At 32.1% G+C, this 18,765-nt stretch carries 18 protein-coding genes; 6 read left to right on the top strand and 12 right to left on the bottom strand.

The annotated features are described in order from the left end of the window. Position 1: 1 nt before the first annotated feature. Positions 2-3,040 carry a SusC/RagA family TonB-linked outer membrane protein gene (locus VBZ51_RS05280; RefSeq protein ID WP_416576291.1) on the bottom strand — a complete coding sequence of 1,013 codons (3,039 nt, stop codon included), beginning with the start codon at positions 3,038-3,040 and terminating at the stop codon, positions 2-4. Between the two features lie 263 nt (positions 3,041-3,303). After that, on the bottom strand, positions 3,304-6,060 hold the full coding sequence (locus VBZ51_RS05275; protein ID WP_416576290.1) for a LuxR C-terminal-related transcriptional regulator: 2,757 nt from the start codon (positions 6,058-6,060) through the stop codon (positions 3,304-3,306). Between the two features lie 629 nt (positions 6,061-6,689). Between VBZ51_RS05275 and VBZ51_RS05270 the strand changes: the two genes are divergently transcribed. The 6 genes from VBZ51_RS05270 to VBZ51_RS05245 all read left to right on the top strand — a co-directional run bounded on the left by VBZ51_RS05270 (position 6,690) and on the right by VBZ51_RS05245 (position 11,367). Continuing rightward, positions 6,690-7,703 (top strand): SMP-30/gluconolactonase/LRE family protein, encoded by a 1,014-nt coding sequence (locus tag VBZ51_RS05270; protein WP_416576289.1) that lies wholly within the window; start codon positions 6,690-6,692, stop codon positions 7,701-7,703. Between the two features lie 29 nt (positions 7,704-7,732). Beyond that, positions 7,733-8,029: a DUF1330 domain-containing protein gene (locus VBZ51_RS05265; protein ID WP_289042493.1), complete on the top strand. Its 297-nt coding sequence runs from the start codon at positions 7,733-7,735 to the stop codon at positions 8,027-8,029. Positions 8,030-8,059: 30 nt separating this feature from the next. Continuing rightward, positions 8,060-8,860, top strand: a complete 801-nt coding sequence (locus VBZ51_RS05260; protein ID WP_289042491.1) for a DUF6503 family protein — start codon at positions 8,060-8,062, stop codon at positions 8,858-8,860. 119 nt (positions 8,861-8,979) lie between these two features. Beyond that, a complete protein-coding gene (locus VBZ51_RS05255; RefSeq protein ID WP_416576288.1) occupies positions 8,980-9,753 on the top strand; it encodes an SDR family NAD(P)-dependent oxidoreductase in 774 nt (257 codons plus the stop codon). Positions 9,754-9,838: 85 nt separating this feature from the next. After that, a complete protein-coding gene (locus tag VBZ51_RS05250; RefSeq protein WP_289042487.1) occupies positions 9,839-10,714 on the top strand; it encodes a helix-turn-helix domain-containing protein in 876 nt (291 codons plus the stop codon). 113 nt (positions 10,715-10,827) lie between these two features. After that, on the top strand, positions 10,828-11,367 hold the full coding sequence (locus tag VBZ51_RS05245) for a YbhB/YbcL family Raf kinase inhibitor-like protein (RefSeq protein ID WP_289042485.1): 540 nt from the start codon (positions 10,828-10,830) through the stop codon (positions 11,365-11,367). Between the two features lie 98 nt (positions 11,368-11,465). On the opposite strand, the gene VBZ51_RS05240 is transcribed toward VBZ51_RS05245, so the two are convergent. The 10 genes from VBZ51_RS05240 to VBZ51_RS05195 form a co-directional block, all read right to left on the bottom strand. Next, on the bottom strand, positions 11,466-11,918 hold the full coding sequence (locus VBZ51_RS05240; protein ID WP_348426210.1) for a carboxymuconolactone decarboxylase family protein: 453 nt from the start codon (positions 11,916-11,918) through the stop codon (positions 11,466-11,468). 72 nt (positions 11,919-11,990) lie between these two features. Next, positions 11,991-12,557, bottom strand: a complete 567-nt coding sequence (locus VBZ51_RS05235) for a Crp/Fnr family transcriptional regulator (protein WP_416576287.1) — start codon at positions 12,555-12,557, stop codon at positions 11,991-11,993. Positions 12,558-12,669: 112 nt separating this feature from the next. After that, positions 12,670-13,497: an oxidoreductase gene (locus VBZ51_RS05230; protein ID WP_416576286.1), complete on the bottom strand. Its 828-nt coding sequence runs from the start codon at positions 13,495-13,497 to the stop codon at positions 12,670-12,672. A 4-nt stretch (positions 13,498-13,501) separates the two neighbouring features. Then, positions 13,502-13,891, bottom strand: a complete 390-nt coding sequence (locus VBZ51_RS05225) for a hypothetical protein (RefSeq protein ID WP_416576285.1) — start codon at positions 13,889-13,891, stop codon at positions 13,502-13,504. A 67-nt stretch (positions 13,892-13,958) separates the two neighbouring features. Further along, the gene (locus VBZ51_RS05220) at positions 13,959-14,543 is read right to left on the bottom strand and encodes a Crp/Fnr family transcriptional regulator (protein ID WP_289042475.1); all 585 of its coding nucleotides are present in this window, start codon (positions 14,541-14,543) and stop codon (positions 13,959-13,961) included. A 240-nt stretch (positions 14,544-14,783) separates the two neighbouring features. Further along, positions 14,784-15,257: a YybH family protein gene (locus VBZ51_RS05215; protein ID WP_416576284.1), complete on the bottom strand. Its 474-nt coding sequence runs from the start codon at positions 15,255-15,257 to the stop codon at positions 14,784-14,786. Between the two features lie 189 nt (positions 15,258-15,446). Next, positions 15,447-16,253 (bottom strand): RNA polymerase sigma factor, encoded by an 807-nt coding sequence (locus VBZ51_RS05210; protein ID WP_416576283.1) that lies wholly within the window; start codon positions 16,251-16,253, stop codon positions 15,447-15,449. Between the two features lie 56 nt (positions 16,254-16,309). Further along, complete coding sequence (locus VBZ51_RS05205; protein ID WP_416576282.1) at positions 16,310-16,711, bottom strand: hypothetical protein; 402 nt, start codon at positions 16,709-16,711, stop codon at positions 16,310-16,312. 104 nt (positions 16,712-16,815) lie between these two features. After that, on the bottom strand, positions 16,816-17,709 hold the full coding sequence (locus VBZ51_RS05200) for a helix-turn-helix domain-containing protein (RefSeq protein ID WP_416576281.1): 894 nt from the start codon (positions 17,707-17,709) through the stop codon (positions 16,816-16,818). 4 nt (positions 17,710-17,713) lie between these two features. Beyond that, positions 17,714-18,733, bottom strand: a complete 1,020-nt coding sequence (locus tag VBZ51_RS05195; RefSeq protein WP_416576280.1) for an SDR family oxidoreductase — start codon at positions 18,731-18,733, stop codon at positions 17,714-17,716. Between the last annotated feature and the right edge of the window lie 32 nt (positions 18,734-18,765).

The following is an 18,765-nucleotide window of genomic DNA, read 5'->3' as shown; positions in this document are numbered from 1 at the left end:
TTTAAATTTTAATATTTACGCCAAAGGTGTATACACCAGGTATAGGGTAGGTCTGTGTATCCCTACCATCAGAAACTTCAGGAGTAAATCCGTTATAGTTGAAGAATGTCAATGGACGCTCTGCAGTGATATAGAATCTAATATCAGGATTGAATTTGCTATTAAGTTTTGGTAGCGTATACCCTAATGTTACGTTCTGTAGTCTCACAAAATCTCCCTTTTCAACAAAAAAACTGCTTAAGAACTGGTTGCTCCAAGGGTTTCTGATTCCTCTTGCCGATGGATAGCTATTGGTGCTACCAGCACCGTTCCATCTATTTACGGCGAAATCTCTATCTATATTGGCATCTGGTGTCTGGCGAATGGCAAAACGTTTTTGGTTGGCAATGACATTACCGCCTTGACCAATTACATTTAAATTAAAATCCCACGCTTTATAATTCATTCCAAAATTGAATCCGAAAGAATATGTTGGAAGATATGAGCCAAGATCAACTCTATCTTGGGCATCAATTACCATATCTCCGTTTTGATCAACGAATTTTAAATCTCCTGGCGCTACGGTTAAACCATTTGCAATTGCAGCTTGTGCGGCAGGATCCGATAAAATTTCTTCATCGGTCTGGTAAACACCGTCTACTTTTAATCCGAAGAACGGATTAATGGTGCCGCCAACAACGGTACGTTGGGCAGTGTCGCCACCAGAAGTTAGATTTTCTTGTCCCGCTAAGTCTAATACCTCATTATCAAGAGTTGAGAAATTACCCCCAACACTAAAGCTAAAGTTGTCCGATACTTTCTGATTCCAATTGGCAACTATTTCAAAACCGGAGTTTCTAATAACGCCCACGTTCTGTCTGGTTTCACCTGGTACTAATAATCTAGATACTGGTATAACCGCATCACGAGTTTCCCTTACGTAGTAATCAGAATCGATCGTTAATTTATTATCGAATAATCTGGTGGTTAAACCTACGTTGGTTTCTGCAGTAACCTCCCACTTTAGGGCTTCAAAATCACTGCTGGTTACTAAGCCTGGATAACGAACATCACCAAAGGCAGCATCTACGGCTTCAGATGTAATTCCGCCGGTACTCGAGTCTACATTGGCATTACCCAATTCTCCCCAACTGGCTCTTAATTTTAAAAAGTCTATTATGTTGCTGTTCTCTAGGAAAGATTCTTCAGATAGTACCCAACCCACACCAACGGTAGGGAAATAGCCCCATTTTTCTTGGTATTTACTAGTGCCGTCAGCTCTAAATGTTCCATAAATAAGGTATTTGCTGTCATAGTTATATGCAATTCGCCCAAAGTAAGAGAAGAAATATTGTCTAAGGCCGTCATCACCAACACCAGCTACATCAATAGAATTGGCAAGATCTAGAAAATAAGACTCATCACCAATACCTGGTCCGTTAGGGAAATTAAGACCTTTTGCCTCTAATTGCTCATAAGAACGGTCTCTGTAAGAAGTACCTACCAATGCCGTTAGGTTATGTTTGCCATAACTATCGTCATAGGTTAATGTGTTGTCCCAAGTTTGCTCGGAGAAAGTGGCATTTCTTTTCACCAATTCAGCATTTTCCCTAAATGCGTTACCATTTCCGAAAAAATAAGGTAAGTCTACCTCTCTAGTTTCGGTAGTTTCAAAGTTGTGGTAAAAAGCAGTTTTAAGTGTTAGTTTATCCGGAACTAATTGATAGTTTAGGTTAACCGTAGTCAAGGTATTTCTGATCTTGTCTCGGTTCTCGGTATTTTCCATTATAGGAAAAGGATTCTGCGTACCTCTGTATCCTAAATCTTGTGCATTCGCATAAGGTTTAGGGTATGCATCTGTTTTAGAAGGATCTAGTACAGGCATTGTAGGCGTTGCATAATATGCCAAAGCAAAAGCCGTGTTTTCCGGTCTATAACTTGTAGCATTGCTAAAAAGGGTAGAGATACCAATATCTAAGCGATCGGTAATATCCACATTTACCTTAGACCTAATATTGAACCTTTGGTATTCATTCTTCATGTTCAAAATACCTTCTTGTTCAAAGTAGTTTAAGCCTAATGAATATGTTACGGATTCCGTACCACCGGCAACACCAATGCTATGGTTCTGTTGTAGGGCATGACGTAAAATTAAATCGTACCAATCTGTGTTGACATCTGGTACATTAGGGTTGATTCTACTTCTTCCATATCGTTGTATGGCATTTTCAATAGACTGTGCCTCGGCAGCAGAACCAGATTCTCTTGCCAAGGTGGCAAACTGTTCACTGTTTGAAAGTGTAACCACATTTTGCGCTATTTGTACACCTTGGTAACCATTATATGTAATTTCTGGTTTTTGGTTGATTTTACCCGATTTGGTTTCGATCAATACTACACCATTAGCGGCACGTACCCCGTATATTGCGGAGGCAGAGGCATCCTTAAGAACAGAGATAGTTTCAATATCCTCTGTATTAAGAAAATCGATGTCATCGAAAAATGTGCCATCAACTACATATAGTGGGTCTGATGCGCCACCCACATATGATCCAATACCACGAACCCTAATTGTTGGTCCTGTACCGGGAGCTCCGCTACTTACTACCTGAAGACCTGCTACTTTACCCTGTAAGGATTGCATGGCCGCACTCGTTGGCGTTCTAGTGATATCTTCTGTTTTAATGGTCGTAATAGATCCAGTAAGATCTGCCTTTTTCTGAGTACCGTAACCCACAACAACCACTTCATCTAAAGTTTGAGAATCTTCAGATAAGCTTATGTCAATAGTTGATTGACCGTTCACCAAAATTTCTTGGGAAGAGTAGCCAATGTAACTGATTACAAGAGTACCATCACTAGGTACATCGTTTAAAACATATAGACCGTCAAAATCAGTTTGGGTTCCTGTAGTAGTACCTTTAATTATAATACTTGCACCAGGTAATGGTTGACCACCTTCGTCAATAACAGTTCCCGAAACCGAAATTCCATTTTGCGCAAAAACCGCCAAGTGGGTCATTAAAATGCAGAATGTTAAAAATTTGATTCCTATTTTCATAATTGTTTAAAAATTGAGTTGTAAAATTATCAAGTTGTTAATTTTGATAGCAAGTTATCAAAACAAGGAGCAGTTAAATTTTATTGAACTACATAAAAAGTACATCAATAGTGTGTAGTGCGTGAAAAGCCTTGATTATGGGGTTTTGCAGTAGTAAATGTGTTAATGGAAAAGTAAAAATTAACGTTTTGATGTAGTAATGATGTAGCTAATTAACGCATTCTTAATACGAGTGGTGGTTGTAAAAACCATTAATTGATGTTTTATTTAAATTTAATGAGGTAATTAGATAGGTTTTGCGAGCTGTCTATATTCAATTTTTTGCGAAGACGATATCTGTGGATCTCAACACCACGAACAGAAATACCCATTAACGGAGCAATCTCTTTTGTGGTATGATTCATTTTGAGATAAGCACATAATCTTAAATCCTTGGGTGTTAATTTTGGATATTTCTTTAAAAGATTTTCAAAAAAATCTTCATGCAGTTCTTTAAAACTTACTTCAAAATGTTTCCAGTCTTGGTCTTCATCCAAAGAGCTATCAAGTTTTTTAGATAGCGACTTAAAGCGCTGTTTGTTGCTAAAGGCTTCTTGATTTAATGCGATCATATCTTTTAGTTCTATGATCAATTCGTTTTTTTTGGCAACACTCATGGTGGTTCTTGCCAATTCTGTCTGTTTCCTTTTAATTTCTTTTTCTAATTTTTCTTTCTCTATTTGTGCCAAACGTTCATCTTGTTCCCGTTGCATTTGAATCTTTAGTTGGTTATGCTTTTTAGCCAATTTTTGCCTGTTGTACCAGCGGACTAAAAGAATGGCCGCAATAATCAATAGTAGGTAGCCCAATAAACTCCAATTGGAAAAATACCAAGGTCTCAAAATTTTAAATTCAATAATCTTTGGGGCAGATAGTTCATTACCAATACTAACGGTATGAACTTTTAGCGTGTAATCTCCAAAGGGTAGGTTTTGAAGTTGAATGGTACCATTTTCCAAATAGTTAGACTGATCAATTGTGCCCGTAAGTTCATAGAAATAGGTATACTGTTTAATACTGCCAGCGGAAACATTAATAAGTAAAGATTTGGATTTGTTAAAGGGTATTTTAAAACTTGAATTATTTAATAGATACGTTTCTTTTTCATCTTGAAAAGAACTTAATCTGGGTATTGGTAATGCTACATTTTTTAATTCATTTTCAAATTTATTCAAGTTAAGTTTTCCAAAACCGTCGGTAAGGGTAAAGTAGTATATGGAATCATTATAGTTTACTATGGTTTCCGTTTCTATAGCAAGTCTTTTTCTAAGAAGGGCATCATCTAAAGTAAATTGATTATCACCAAGGTCTGTATGAATAATTTTTTTCTGATTATCATTATCAAAAAACCAATAACTTTTTGAATTATAGTTGACAAGATCCATATTTACATAATCTTTAAACTCTTCAAATTCAGATATAATATCAGCTATTGGATCATATTTGAACCAATTACCTTCACTAGATAGTATAATTTGGTTTTTAATATTGTACAATTTGATGTTGTAAGTGTTGGGTATGGCACCAGTTTTAATTTCTGTTGTTGCCAGCACTTTTGTGTGCGTACCGTTCATGGTTATTTTAAAAAGCCCTTTATATGGATGCGCCGCCCATAAAGTTGTAGCGTTTTCAAAACATAATTGCTTTACGGGAAAGTCAATGCCGGTGATACGGCTGGTGATCCAATTTCCGTTTTCCCTCTTTTTAAAATTTGCTAAACCGGTATATGTACCCTGAATATAAGAAGATTGTGTTTCAGGGATTTTGGCTATTTGATATCCCCCGGAAATGTCGGACACTTTGTTGAGCTTGTCATTTTTTAAAATAAAAGTACCTGTATTATGACCACAGAATAAATCTCCGTCTATAATTTCCAAATCCCAAACATGCCCCTGTGATCCTGGTACAAATTGCAACTGGTCATCCTTAAAATGATAAATACCGGTATTACTGCCCAAATATAGCTCGCCCTCATGATCTACAAGATCATAAACGGTACCTAAAACACCTGAATGGTCGGTATAATAAGTAATAGGGTTTTTCAATTGAATTTTATCTATACCATTATCTAGACCCAGCCATAATTGTTCTTTATAATGCAGCATGGCCAAAACGGTATTGTTCTGCAGTCCCAGTGCTTTGTTGAGGTTTTGAAAGGTATTGTGCTTAACATCATACGTGTAGATGCCGTTCTTAATAGTGCCAAATGCAATTGTATTTTTGTCGAGAGACAATACTTTGTTTAGTTGGTGGTCTTTCAGCTCGTTGTTTATTGATTCGTCCAATGGAGCTATTAGACCGTTAGTTAGCATATAACAACCATTAAGTTTGGTGCCGATAAGTAGATCGTCTCCAAAGGAAACCATGTCTACAATAGTTTTTCCTTCCAATATTTCCTGAGATTCCAAGGGAGCAAGTGTATTGTCTTTAATACGATATAATCTACGTTGTTCACCGGCAACAATAATCTCGTTTTTATACTTGGCAATATTTGTAACAACAAAAGGAGCATCTAAAACTGTTATTTCATTGTTTCGGTAAATATATACGGTTGAAAAGGACCGGAAAATGATGGCATTGTTAAGAGGTATAATTTGCCAGAACTCCTCGTTAGTAAATTCGTGTTCTTTTATTAAATGGGTTAAAGAGGTGTATTCTAATGAACCGTATGGATTCATTTTCCAAAAACCGAATTCTTCATAAGAGCCGGTATAAATTTTTCCATTTACATATGCAGTTGAGCGTATTATCGTTTTATTGGGCAGTTTGTTGAGTGTCCAACTTTCGCCATTAAAGTGAAGCAAGCCTATGTTGTTTGCGACATATAATTCACCGTTCTCATCAATAGTTAGTCCCCAATTTTTACTAGCGGCATTGTATTCATAGCTACTGTAATTCTGAATTGGAGGGGAAAGGTTTTGCCCATTACTCCACAAAGGAATAATGCACAAAGTGATGATAAGAAGAAATCTAGTTTTCATCTTTTAGAGTGACAATGTTTAATAAGGAGTCACTAAAGGTAAGTTAAACCAACTTTCAATAAAACTTAATGAAAATAATATAAAGTTTAAGGGTGATAATTTGAAATTGGACAAAAACGCTTTAGGAGAATTCACTGCATAAAAAAACCTCTGAAATCTCAGAGGTTTTTGTTTTAGTAGCGGGGACTGGACTCGAACCAGCGACCTTCGGGTTATGAGCTCCTCGTATGGAAAATTTCCAACAGTTTTATTGGGCTCAGCCGCTATTAAATTATAAAATCGTATGCAAAAACGTATGCAGTTCTAGTTTTCTGATTATTAAATAGTATAGTCGCAAATCTATTGAAAATAATGTTTTAAAAGAACTTCAATTTAAAATGTTATTCATAAGAATTTCCTTTAGAAAGTATATAAATAAGATGAGTGAACTTTAAAGTATGTTTTTTGAACTGAATATAATACCTGCTAGATAGTCTTTCAAAATACTTTTGTAAAATAAAACAATAGAATAATGAATGATAATTATTTAGGGATAAATGACAAACCTTAAACTACTGTTTGAGATTGGAAAAATAATGAATGGAAATTTATAATAACTAAAGTTAAATTTTAACAAACTATCTAATATAATGAAACTAATAAAGAAACTAAGTGTAGGCCTCATTACTGGGTTAATTGTATTTCTAAATTCTTGTAGTGAAGATGATAATTCATCACATGAAGACACGGAACTACCTGATTCAATTGTAATAGACGAATCAGATTATTATCCAGAAGGTATAGTATATAATGAATCTGAGAAAGTGTTTTATGTAGGGTCTATAAGAAAAGGTAAAATAATAAAGATTGATTTAAACGGTAATCAAGAAATTTTTGCTGATGATGAAACCTTAGTATCGGTTTTGGGTACTATAATTGACAAAACCAATAATAGATTAATAGTATGTAATACCAACCCTGGTGTAAGTGTTAAATCTGATCCTGCAACAATTGGACAACTAGCTGAAATAGTCATGTATAATTTGTCCAATGGGAATAAAATTGGTACTGTTGATTTAACAGAAGTTGCACCTCAAGGAAGGCATTTAGCAAATGATTTAACTGTTGATACAGAAGGGAATATATATATTACTGATAGTTTTTCATCTATCATTTACAAAGTAGATTTGTTAGGAAATGCAACTGTTTTAGTTAATGATACATTATTCTCTGCACCTGAAGGTCTTTTTGGATTGAATGGTATTATTTATCATCCGGACAATTATCTTATTGTAGGAAAGTATGACGAAGGAAAATTGTTTAAGGTCTCATTGGATGCTTCGAATGATATTACGGAAATAAGTTTAAGTGGGTCTGTGAACACAGTAGATGGTCTTCTATTAACAGATAATAATACCCTAATATTAGCAAGTAATAATATTACAGGAGCAGATTTTGAGGAAGCAATATACGAGATTACCACTAAAGACAATTGGGAAACTGCAACTATCAGTAATACATTTTTAACCCCTCAAGGAACTTTTCCTACCACACTGGATATCATAGAAAGTAACTTATATGTAGTTTATTCTTCTTTAAGTTCATTATTTGGAGGTATAACTCCGCCCATAGAGGAATTCCCAATACAAAAAATATCATTTTAACTAATACAAATAAACTTTAAAACAAAATTATGTCTGATAAAAAAATAATGATTGTAAACGCATTGTTAAATGTAAAAGAAAAAGAGGCATTTGAATATTATTCCGAACATTCGGTTCCGTTATTTAAAAATGCTGGTGCTGAGTCAATAGCAAAACACAAAGTAGAGGAAACTTTAATAGGTGCAGAAAAAATACATGTAGTATCGATTCTGGAATTTCCAACTCGTCAAGCCATTAAAGATGTTTTTGAGTCAGAAGCATATAAGGCATTACTTCCTTATAGAGACAAGGCATTTATGAAATTAGATGTTTTTATAGGAAATTAAAATAACTGTTACTTTTTAAAATATAGTATTATGAATAAATCAATTTTATATTTGTTATTCTCATTCTTCACATTATCCGGTTTGTTTGCCTTTATAGCAATTGGACAAGAAACAGATCATAAATCTAAACAGCTTATAAATGCTTTGAAGGATATAAATGGTGGTTGGCAAAAATTGTCATCCAAAAAAGATGTACAATTCACGTATATCTACCATGATTTAGCAAAAGGAAAGGATATTTCTACTGAGCGATATATTTTTAACGGGGAGATTTCATGGGGTGAATACAAACGCCATGAAGTTAATATATTGCCAGATTCAAAAGGCCTTGTAAAACAAAGCAAGAGAAATGGCAAATCTACTGTCTCTTTAAATGAAGAAATAGTGTATAGCTCAGAAGCTATTAATAGTGCGGACTTTTTTAGATCTGTAAATTATTTTTGGTTTACGATGATGTATAAACTTGAAGACCCAGGTACGATTTATAAATATTTAGGCCAAGAAATTGTAAATGGTGTTAATTATGATAAAGTAAGCCTTACTTATGATGCCAAAATAATAGGAAAAAAAGTCAATGATGAGTTTATATTATTCTTTAATACTGAGACACATTTAATTGACAGATTTCTATTTTCATTACCTGCTTGGGGGATAGATGAACCTGTTTTGATTATGGAACTTAATTATGAAAAAATTGAAGATATTTTGATTGCTACTAACAGAAAGGTATACGCTCCAAATAAAAATGGGGAGTATTTCACACTAGGGGAATTTATTTCTAAGGATATTAAGTTTAATAATGGATATACTATAGAAGATCTAAAACTATAGTTTTTTAAACAAAATGTAGATAAGTAGTTTCAGAACATTGCTTTTGTTTTAAGCCGATTTGCTCAGTTTAAAATTAACTAAAAAACAAATTTTGTGTATATAATTAATACTAAGAAACCATGAAGCTTTTAGAAGGGAAGAAAGCCGTAGTAACGGGAGGGAGTGAAGGAATTGGATTTGCTATAGTAGAAGCATTTCTTAAAAATGGAGCAGAAGTGCTTGTTATTTCTCGTAGCCAAAAAAAGCTTGATTTTGCATCTGATAAATTATCGGTCTACAAAAATAAGGTACATACCCTTTCTTTTGATTTATTCGATCTTCAAGAAATTTCAAATCTTGTTCAAGAAATAAATGTAATGTTTTACAAAGTGGATATTTTGGTGAATAATGCGGCAATGGGTTTGTTTAAGAAAATAGAAGATATTGAGCCGATAGAACTAGAAAACACTCTCAGGCTAAACGTTCAATCTCCTTATATTTTAACACAACAATTGTTACCGTCATTAGTGAGAGCAAGGGGAAATGTAATAAATATGTCCTCTTATTTTTCTAACAAAATAATATATGGTAGATACAGTACCGTCTATTCAATTACAAAAGGAGCAATTGATTCATTTACAAAATCTTTAGCTTCAGAACTAGGTTCTAAGGGTATTCGTGTAAATGCTATAGCCCCTGGGAGTGTAAAAACTTCACTTTTTAATAAAGCAGTTGATAAAATGGATAGGGAACAACGTGAAATTTTTTTAAATAATATAAAAAAAATATATCCATTAGAAAGAATAGGTGAGCCAGATGATTTGGGTGGTATAGCAGTCTTTCTAGCTTCAGATCTGGCAAATTGGATCACTGGGTCAATAACTAATGTAGATGGGGGGTTGACTGTTAACTGATCTAAAAGATGTAGGGAGTTTTCATTAGACTGATTATGGTGTTTTCAATGGCTATTTTTTGTAAATTAAAAATTAAACTTTAGAAATGACAATAACTATTCCAAATGATTTTTACAGCTCTGCTTTAGAAAATGATGTAGTATACGGTATTAACGAAAATACAGTAGTCTTATTGAATAGAAAGAATGATTCTAATAAAACAAAAATTAACCTAACACAGCATCTTATTGCTTTTGGAATAGAGGGAGAAAAATATTTTCATTCTTTGGATGATGACGCTGTGTTATATAAGAATGAAGCAATTTTTTTAAGAAAAGGATTGTTTTTAACGACTGAAAAAGTAATGCAAAATAACAGCTATAAGAGCATTTTATTTTTTCTTGACGATGATTTATTATTAGATTTTTTTAAAAGAAACGGAAAATATTTTCCGTTTGTCAATCAATCAAAAGATGTTCCAAGTTATTATAAATTTAATTCCAGTCCTAATTTAGAGGTTTATATACAGTCTCTTCTTCCTTATTTTGAGGGTGAAAATTCTCTAACGGAACTTCTTTTTAAGGTTAAGTTTGAAGAACTTTTATTAAACCTTGTACTGAACGATAAGGATAATGTTTTTAAAGATTTTCTGATCAATTTAAATAAAAAAACCACTTATAGGCTAAATGAATTTATGGAAGGTAATTTTACCCGAAACTTAAAGGTGGAGGATTTTGCTTATTTAAATGGAATGAGTCTGTCGTCTTTCAAACGTAACTTTGAAAAAGTTTTTTATTCTTCACCAGCAAAATGGTTAAAGGAAAAACGTGTAGAAAAAGCCGAATTTTTACTTCAAACATCAGATAAAAATGTTAGTGAAGTCGCGATGGAAGTTGGCTTTGAAAACCCATCTCATTTTATTCAGGTTTTTAAGCATCGAAATGGAGTAACACCAAAGAAGTTTCAAAAAAGGTTTAATTAAATTTTATTTGTTTATCATAGATTATGTTACTCTTTTTAAAATACTATTTTAACCATATAGGATGATGTTTTTACGATGTTGTGAACTTTGTTTTTAATTAAAAATTATACAAAATGAAATATAAATATTTATTAATTCTATTATTTTCCACAATTGCTTATTCTCAAAATACATTTACGTTAATAAGTGAAGACCTGGGTGGACAAACAACGAAAGTTCAAGAATTTAATGGGTTTGGCTGTTCTGGAGAAAATAAGTCACCTCAATTATCGTGGAATAATATTCCTGCGGGAACGAAGAGTTTCGCCATAACAATGTATGACCCTGATGCGCCAACCGGAAGTGGGTTTTGGCACTGGGTTGTCTTCGATATTCCTGCGGATGTTCGTGAGTTTGTTACTAATGCTGGAAACGTTGAGTTAGGTTTAGCCCCTAAAGGTTCTATACAAAGCTTAACTAATTATGGAATAAAAGGTTTTGGCGGACCGTGTCCTCCCGAAGGACATGGTATTCATCAATATATAATTACTATTTATGCTTTAAAAACTGATAAATTAGGTCTTGATGAAAATTCTGATCCTGCAGTCGTTGGCTTTAATTTGTGGAATCAAACATTGGCAAAAGCTAGTATAGTTTCTTATTATAAACGATAGTTAATTTATAATAGAAAAGGGTCGATTAATTATTTTAACGACCCTTTCGTTATTATGGAAATAATGTATTTCTATTTTTTAAAGATATAATGGTTAAATTATGATGTTACTTCGTAATTACCTACTGTAGATTTAAAAGTTCTCATAAGTCTTGTCCAAGTGTTTAATTGAGAAATAGATAAAGCTAAGAAGCATATTTCCTCAATATCAAAAAACTTAGTTAATGAATCGAATAATTGATCCGAAATTTCATTTTTATTAATTAAAGTTAATACTTCAGTAAATTCAAGTGCAACTTTTTCTTTCTCTGTAAAGAATGGGGTCTCTTTCCAAACACTGATTGTAGAAATGCGTAGTTCGGTTTCTCCTGCTTCTCTCAGTTCTTTATAGTGCATATCTATACAGTAAGCACATTTATTAATCTGAGCAATACGCAAACGCAAAATTTCCAATAATTTGTAGTCTAAGGATGATTCTTTGATTAATTTCTCAAGTGACATTAATTTTTCAATGATTCCGGCTGGAATTTGACTAAATGAAATTCGTTCCATGATTTTGTTTTTTTTTATAAAAGCAAAATTATGCTACTCTTTTTTTTTGTAGATTAAGACATCTTAATAAATTTATTTACTTCTTATTTCACTTAAATATTCAGGTGTGATTTCAAGGTATGAGGCAATCATATATTGAGGCACTCGTTGTGCAAAAATTGGAAATTGAGTAGTGAAGAGATTATATCTATCCTTACTATTCATTTGTAGGTAGAAATTGGCTTTCCGTTGAATTGCAATCAACGTCTTTTCAGATATCATTCTAAATAATCTTTCAAGTTTTGTATTTGAAAAATAGAGAGTTTCTAAATCTTTCTTATTTAAAATTAAAACTGTTGTCTTTTCCAAGGTCTGTATGGATGAAAATGAAGGTATTTGATTTATAAAACTATCGGTATCTGTTATCCACCAATTTTCAAGTGCGAATTGAATTATTTTTTCATTGCCTTTATAATCGGTATAGAAGGAGCGAACTAAACCTTCCAAAATAAAATATCTATTATTACATATTTGACCTTCTTTAAGAATGTATTCTTTTTTGTCAAATGTTTTTATTTTTATTTTAGAGCAAAATTCATTTATTTCATCTCTATTGAATTCAACATAACGATTGAAGTATTTATGAATTTTTTCTTTCATTTTAAATATTAACGCATCAATTTTCAAAGAAAGTTAGCTCAATTGTTCAATATAAAAAAATAGTAATTTGTATTATACAAACCACTATTTTTCTTATACAATTTAAAGAATGTTAAGGGAAAACAGTATTTTTTGCAATATCTCTATTAGTTTCTAAATCTGATTTAACACTTTCTAACTTCATACCAATAGTCATTAAGGCAACTTTACCTAAAGGTAATCGAAGTGAAGGGTTTTCTGAATATACTAAATTTATAATTGCTTCAGCGGCTTTAATAGGATCACCTTCTTGTTTGCCATCAACACTTTTTAATTTTGTTCTAAAAAGCCCAGCAGTTTCAGTATAGTCAGCAATTATATTTTGAGCTTGCCCTAGTCCATTTCCCGCAAATTTTGTTCGGAAAGGTCCTGGCTCAACCAATGAAACTTTTATTCCTAAAGGAGCTACCTCTTGAGCTAATGCCTCGCTGAATCCTTCAACGGCAAATTTACTGGCATTATAAATTCCAAACCCTGCAAAGGCTTTAATGCCTCCGTGAGATGAGATTTGAATAATATTCCCCCTTTTTTCTTTTCTCATAAAAGGTAAAACAGTTTGTGTAACCTTTAGAGTTCCAAAAAAATTGGCATCAAAAATTTCTTTTACTTCTTGTAAGGAAGTTTCTTCGATAGCACCAACAAATCCAATTCCAGCATTGTTTACTAAAACATCAATTCTACCAAATTCAGAGATAACTTTTGAGATACAAGATTCTATATGCTCTTCATTTGTTACGTCCAATAAAACAGCAAAGGCTTTATTTTTATATTGAACGTTAAATTCTTCTACTTGAATTTGATTTCTAAAAGTACCAATTACGAAATCACCTTTTTCTATAACGGATTGAGCAATAGCTCTACCCAATCCGCTAGAAATACCTGTTATAAACCAATATTTCATAAAACTATTTTACGGTTAAGTTGTAATAAGGTGTTGGGTTTAGAGGGCAAAAATATACATACTTACCTTTTTTTAGCTCAACTACTCCTGAATACTCCGCCTTTCCTTTTTTTACATATGCGGAAGTAAAAGCGCTAGGTAAAGCAGTTTTCATTAAATCTTCCCCTTTATCTTCTTTTTTCTGGATAGCTAATCCTAGGTCTCTGTCAACATCTTTGTTAACGACTCTAAATTGGTATTTTCCTGCAGTAAGTTCTAAATTTTGTGTTTCAAATTGCCCTTCTGTTTGCGTTAATTCAATAATAATTACATTTTTTTCCATAGTTTGTGCTTTTGCATTTTGGTTCATAAATAAAGCGCAAATGATTAATAGCGCCGAAAATAATTTTCTCATTTTATAAAGTTTTTAAATATTACTTTACAAAAGTCTATGAAACCCATTTGCTAAAAAATGAACTAGTTCAAGATTTTAAGGCAATACGTTTTTTTATTTTACTTAAAAACTCGGCAGACATACCTAAATAGGAAGCCAGGGCATATTGAGGTACTCTTTTTACTATGGTAGGATAACGATTGTTGAATTCTAAATAGCGTTCTTCTGCAGTCATGCTTAAATTAGATAAAGCTCTTTTTCGGGAAAAGGCAAATGCTTTTTCCGTTGTAACTCTAAAAAATTCACTCAATCCATGAATTTTTTTACAAAGCCCTTCTATGTCCTTATATGTCATTTGTAATATGATAGAATCTTCCAATGCTTCGACATAAAGCGTAGCAGGTGTTTGTGTAATATAGCTGTAGAAATCACTAACAAACCAATCCTCAATAGCAATTTGTACAGTATGCTCTTTTCCTTGGCTATCTATAAAATAAGAACGAAATGAACCTTTTAAAATATAATTTCTATATTGAGAAATTTGATTTGGTTGGTCTATAAATTGTTTACGTTTAATTTTTGTAGTTTTTAGAATAGAGATAAACTCTTTTTCTTCATTTGGACTTAATAAAACGTAACGTTTAATATTATTTAAAATATTGAAGTAATCCATCAGTTTTTAGCTGCTTTATCCTATGAATATAATCAAATTAAAGAATTATAAATAAAAATTTTTCATGCTTGACCAAGACGATTTGTAGTTATGCGATAGTATGAAATAGTTGTATGTACTGCATGAAATTTATGCAAGACAACAAATGTTATAGATATTAAAAAAGCCAATGAATTTAAATTCATTGGCTAATATTAAACATTATTATGCCGCTTTATTCAGCTATAATTTCTTATAATATTATTCTTTGTTCATTAAAAATTGTCCGTGAGGGTTATCTATAACCATTAACCATTCTCCATTTTCCTGTCTTCTTAAGATAGCAACGGAAAGTCCACTTTGTTTAATCTCACTACCATCTGGAGCTTTACCAATCATTTCCCAAGGTGCAATATGAGTAGCAATGTCTCCTGCAATAAATACTTCATGACCGCTATAGGTAAAAACTGGATTTGCCATAGACATTCCCGTAAACATTTCTCTCATGATCGTGTTGTCGGAGATTGGTGTTTCTGGTTCAAATACCACAACGGCTTTAGATTCATAACTAGCCATAACTTTATTTATGTCTTTGTTTTCAAAAGCTGTTGTCATACTTTGGACTGCTTTTAACACTTTGTTTTGCTCTTTGTTGAATTTTTTTATCGTTTGACTATTTCCAGCTGAAATAACCCCAAAGGTTAACAATACTAATAGAACACCTAATTTTTTCATGATTATTTATTTAATATAGAAGATTTATTTCCTCTATATAGAATTAGACAGGAAAATAGGTGAAGTGTGAATTTTTATACTCTTTATTTTTATCAGTAAATTTTTGAATATTAAGAGCTAAATATATATGACAAAAAACTTGCTATGCTTTAGCAAGTTTTAAAACTATATGTATGTGAGAAGTAAGGGTTAAATATTTTGTATACCATCAATAATTCTTTTATTCATTACCAGTTTTATTAATTCATTTTGAAAATCGGTTTTATTTTCAAACTCTCCGTGATTTTGATATATTCCAGTCATAGAGTTTATTTCTTCCATTTCATCATTATATATAGTGACATCAGAAACAAAACTCAAATCCTTCTTTACAATTCTTTTACAGGCTAAAGCGGTATTTATTTTCTTATTACACCTACAAGTATTTTTAGGATTGTAAACTCCACAATTAGAATTCATAAAACCTTCTATCAATTTTCTTGCTTTTTGTAATTTTTTTCTAAAATTTTCAGGAGTTATATCAATAATTTCACAAGCTACTTTGCTTTTTATTTTTAAAACACTACCAAGTATAAAGACAATTCTTAAGTCTCTATTTAAACATTGTAACATAGCCAAAGTACAGCCTGTTTTCATCTCTTTTTCTAACAGATCTCTGTCAGGTAAATCATAGCTAGTAGGTTCTGTTATGGTGTTTAAATCTTCTGAAAACTGACTAAACGTTATAGGTCTTTTTTCAAAAGTGCTCTTTTTTTGATTAATTAAATAATTTGTGGCTAAACGATACACCCAGGTATTAAATTTACTTTTTCCATGAAACTTACTTAGATTGGTCATTACTTTTAGCAAAATTTCTTGTGTAGCATCCTCAGCATCTTCTTTAGTCCATAAAAAGCGTAGCGCTAAATTATAGACTAAACCATCTATGGATTTTATGAGTTTTTCAATGCTTTTTCTGTTTCCTTCTAAGCATGATTTAATAAGTAAGTCTTCCATATTACTAATTAAGTTAATAAAAAAAGGCTAGGAACAAGCCCTAACCTTTTACAAAATTATTCTGCCAAAATAGTCTGTAAACTAAGCAATTCTTCTTTTAACTGCCCTATTTGCGCATTTAACGTTCCTTCAATTTGTTCCAAAGGAACTGGTGGAGCTATTAAAGTAAAAGAATAAATTGCTTTGCCATCAGGTCCGGCAGTAACTCTTGAGTATGCAACTCCTATACTACCATCTGGCATTTTCATATACCAGTCTATGGTTCCTAGTTCTTTATTTGTTTTAGTTTCTAAACCAATTTTTAGTTCTCCATTTGGAGTTACTAATAAAGCAGATGTATCATTTGCTTGTTTAAAAGCACCTGTCCATTTTTCTAAATTGGCAGGATTTGCAATATAATCAAATGCTTCTTCTGTTGAGGTTAGTAAATTGATGCTTTGTACATCGTGATTCTTCATTACGTCCATTTTACATTTTTTTAAGTAACCAATGAATTTTGGTTATGTTAGTTTAGACCGTGAAAAAAGTGGACTGTGAATTTTTTATGCAGATTTTTATAACATTAAGATTTAACTCGATAATCACTAGGGGTAACACCAGTTTTCTTTTTAAATAATCGACTAAAATAATGAGGGTATTCAAAACCAAGCTCAAAAGCTATTTCTGAAATAGATTTATCAGAGGTCATTAAATCATTTTTAGCAGATTCAACAATGTAACTATGGATATGTTCAATAGCAGATTTTCCTGTCGTATTTTTTAGCGAATCACTCAGGTAATTTGCTGAAATATTTAATTTTTTTGCAAAAAAATCTACCGAAGGTAAAAAATCATTCTTTTTGGCGTTAAAAAAGGAATGGAGTTCCACTTTAAAGTTTGAATATATGGAGTTATCTATGTCATTTCTAATGGTAAATTGTCTTGCATAATATCTAAAGGAATATGTAAATAGTAATTCTAGATTAGATAATACTACATTTTTACTGTATTTATCTATAGGTAACTCATATTCCTTTTCAATGTTAATTAAAATATTTTCAATAGATTCTTCTTCTGTTCTTGATAAATGTAAGCCCTCATTTATTTGATATTCAAAAAACCCATATTGGTCAATCCTATTTTGTTGATTAGCGCTATTCCACAGTTCTTCATGAAAAAATATAATCCATCCTCTGGCATTTTCAAGTAAATCATTACTGAACTCCATAAGTTGCAAAGGAGCTGTAAACCCTAGAACGCCTTCTTGAAAATCATAATTGGTTCTGCCATACTTTACATAACCATTTAAGTTCTTTTTAAAACCAATGGTGTAAAAATCATAGGTAATTTTTTCAGGGCAACTAATACCCTTTAAGTCCTCTAATCGTTGAATACTAAACAATGGATGTTTGGGGGGGTCTAAACCCACTAATTGATGTAGTGAAGAGATAGATGGTATATGAACTGTTTTTTTCAATAGCTTATATGATGTTTAAATCAATTAAACTTTGAGCCGTAGTTTTTATCGATTCAGTTAAAGAAATGGGGCTCCAATTCAATTCTTTCTTAATTTTAGAATTGTCAACTAGTCGTTTGGTACCTAAATCGTTTAAAATAGGTTTGGTTTCTTTATCAAATGTACTAAATAACTTTACCATAAAGTTTGGTAATGTTTTAGAGGGTATTTTGGAGTTTGGAAATTCTTTTTTTAATATTTTTGCTAACCCCTTAAACTCCATATATCCGCTGGTGCATAAGTAACGATTTCCTGATGCATTTGGGCTTTCTAAAGCCTTAATATGGGCATCTGCAACTGCTCTAACATCTACCATTTCAAAACCTATTCTTGGCATTGCTGGCATACTTCCATCCATTAATTTTTTAATAAGATTCGCGGATGTGCCATAATCACTCTTGTCAAGAATAGGTCCTAATATAGCCCCTGGGAGTATGGTTACCAATTCAGGAGCATTTTTGTTATTTTTTACATAATCCCAAGCTGATTTTTCTGCTATAGTTTTACTTCTAAAATATGGAGTTGTATCTTTTTTATTGGAAACGTTCGTCCAATCTTTTTCCGTAAAAGTTCCATTTTTACGTTCACCGTAAACAACAGAACCTGTTGAAGATGTAACTACCACTCTTTTAACTCCGCTAGCGGTAGCGGCTTTTAAAATATTTAATGTTCCGTTTTTTGCAGGAAGAATAATATCGTTTTCATGTTTTGGTAAAACAGTAGGGAAAGGAGAAGCAATATGAACTATGTAATCGACACCCTTCATAGCAACTTTCCATTTATCAGTAGAATCGGAAAGGTTTATTTCATAAAAGCTTAAGTGATTTATGTTTTTGGTATGTTTTGCTATAATAGCTTTTATAGTTTCGCTTCTTTTTACATCTCTTAAAGTTCCTATAACTTCATATCCTTTATTTAATAATTGAATAGTAGTATGTGAACCTAAAAACCCTGTTACACCTGTTAATAATACTTTTTTATGCATCTTTTTAATTTTAAACAAAGTTGAGGCTTTGA

The sequence above is a fragment of the Maribacter sp. HS genome, assembly GCF_048059195.1.
Lineage (GTDB): Bacteria > Bacteroidota > Bacteroidia > Flavobacteriales > Flavobacteriaceae > Maribacter > Maribacter dokdonensis.
The sequence above is the reverse complement of the archived record's forward strand: the minus strand, read 5'-3'. Positions and strand labels throughout refer to the sequence as shown.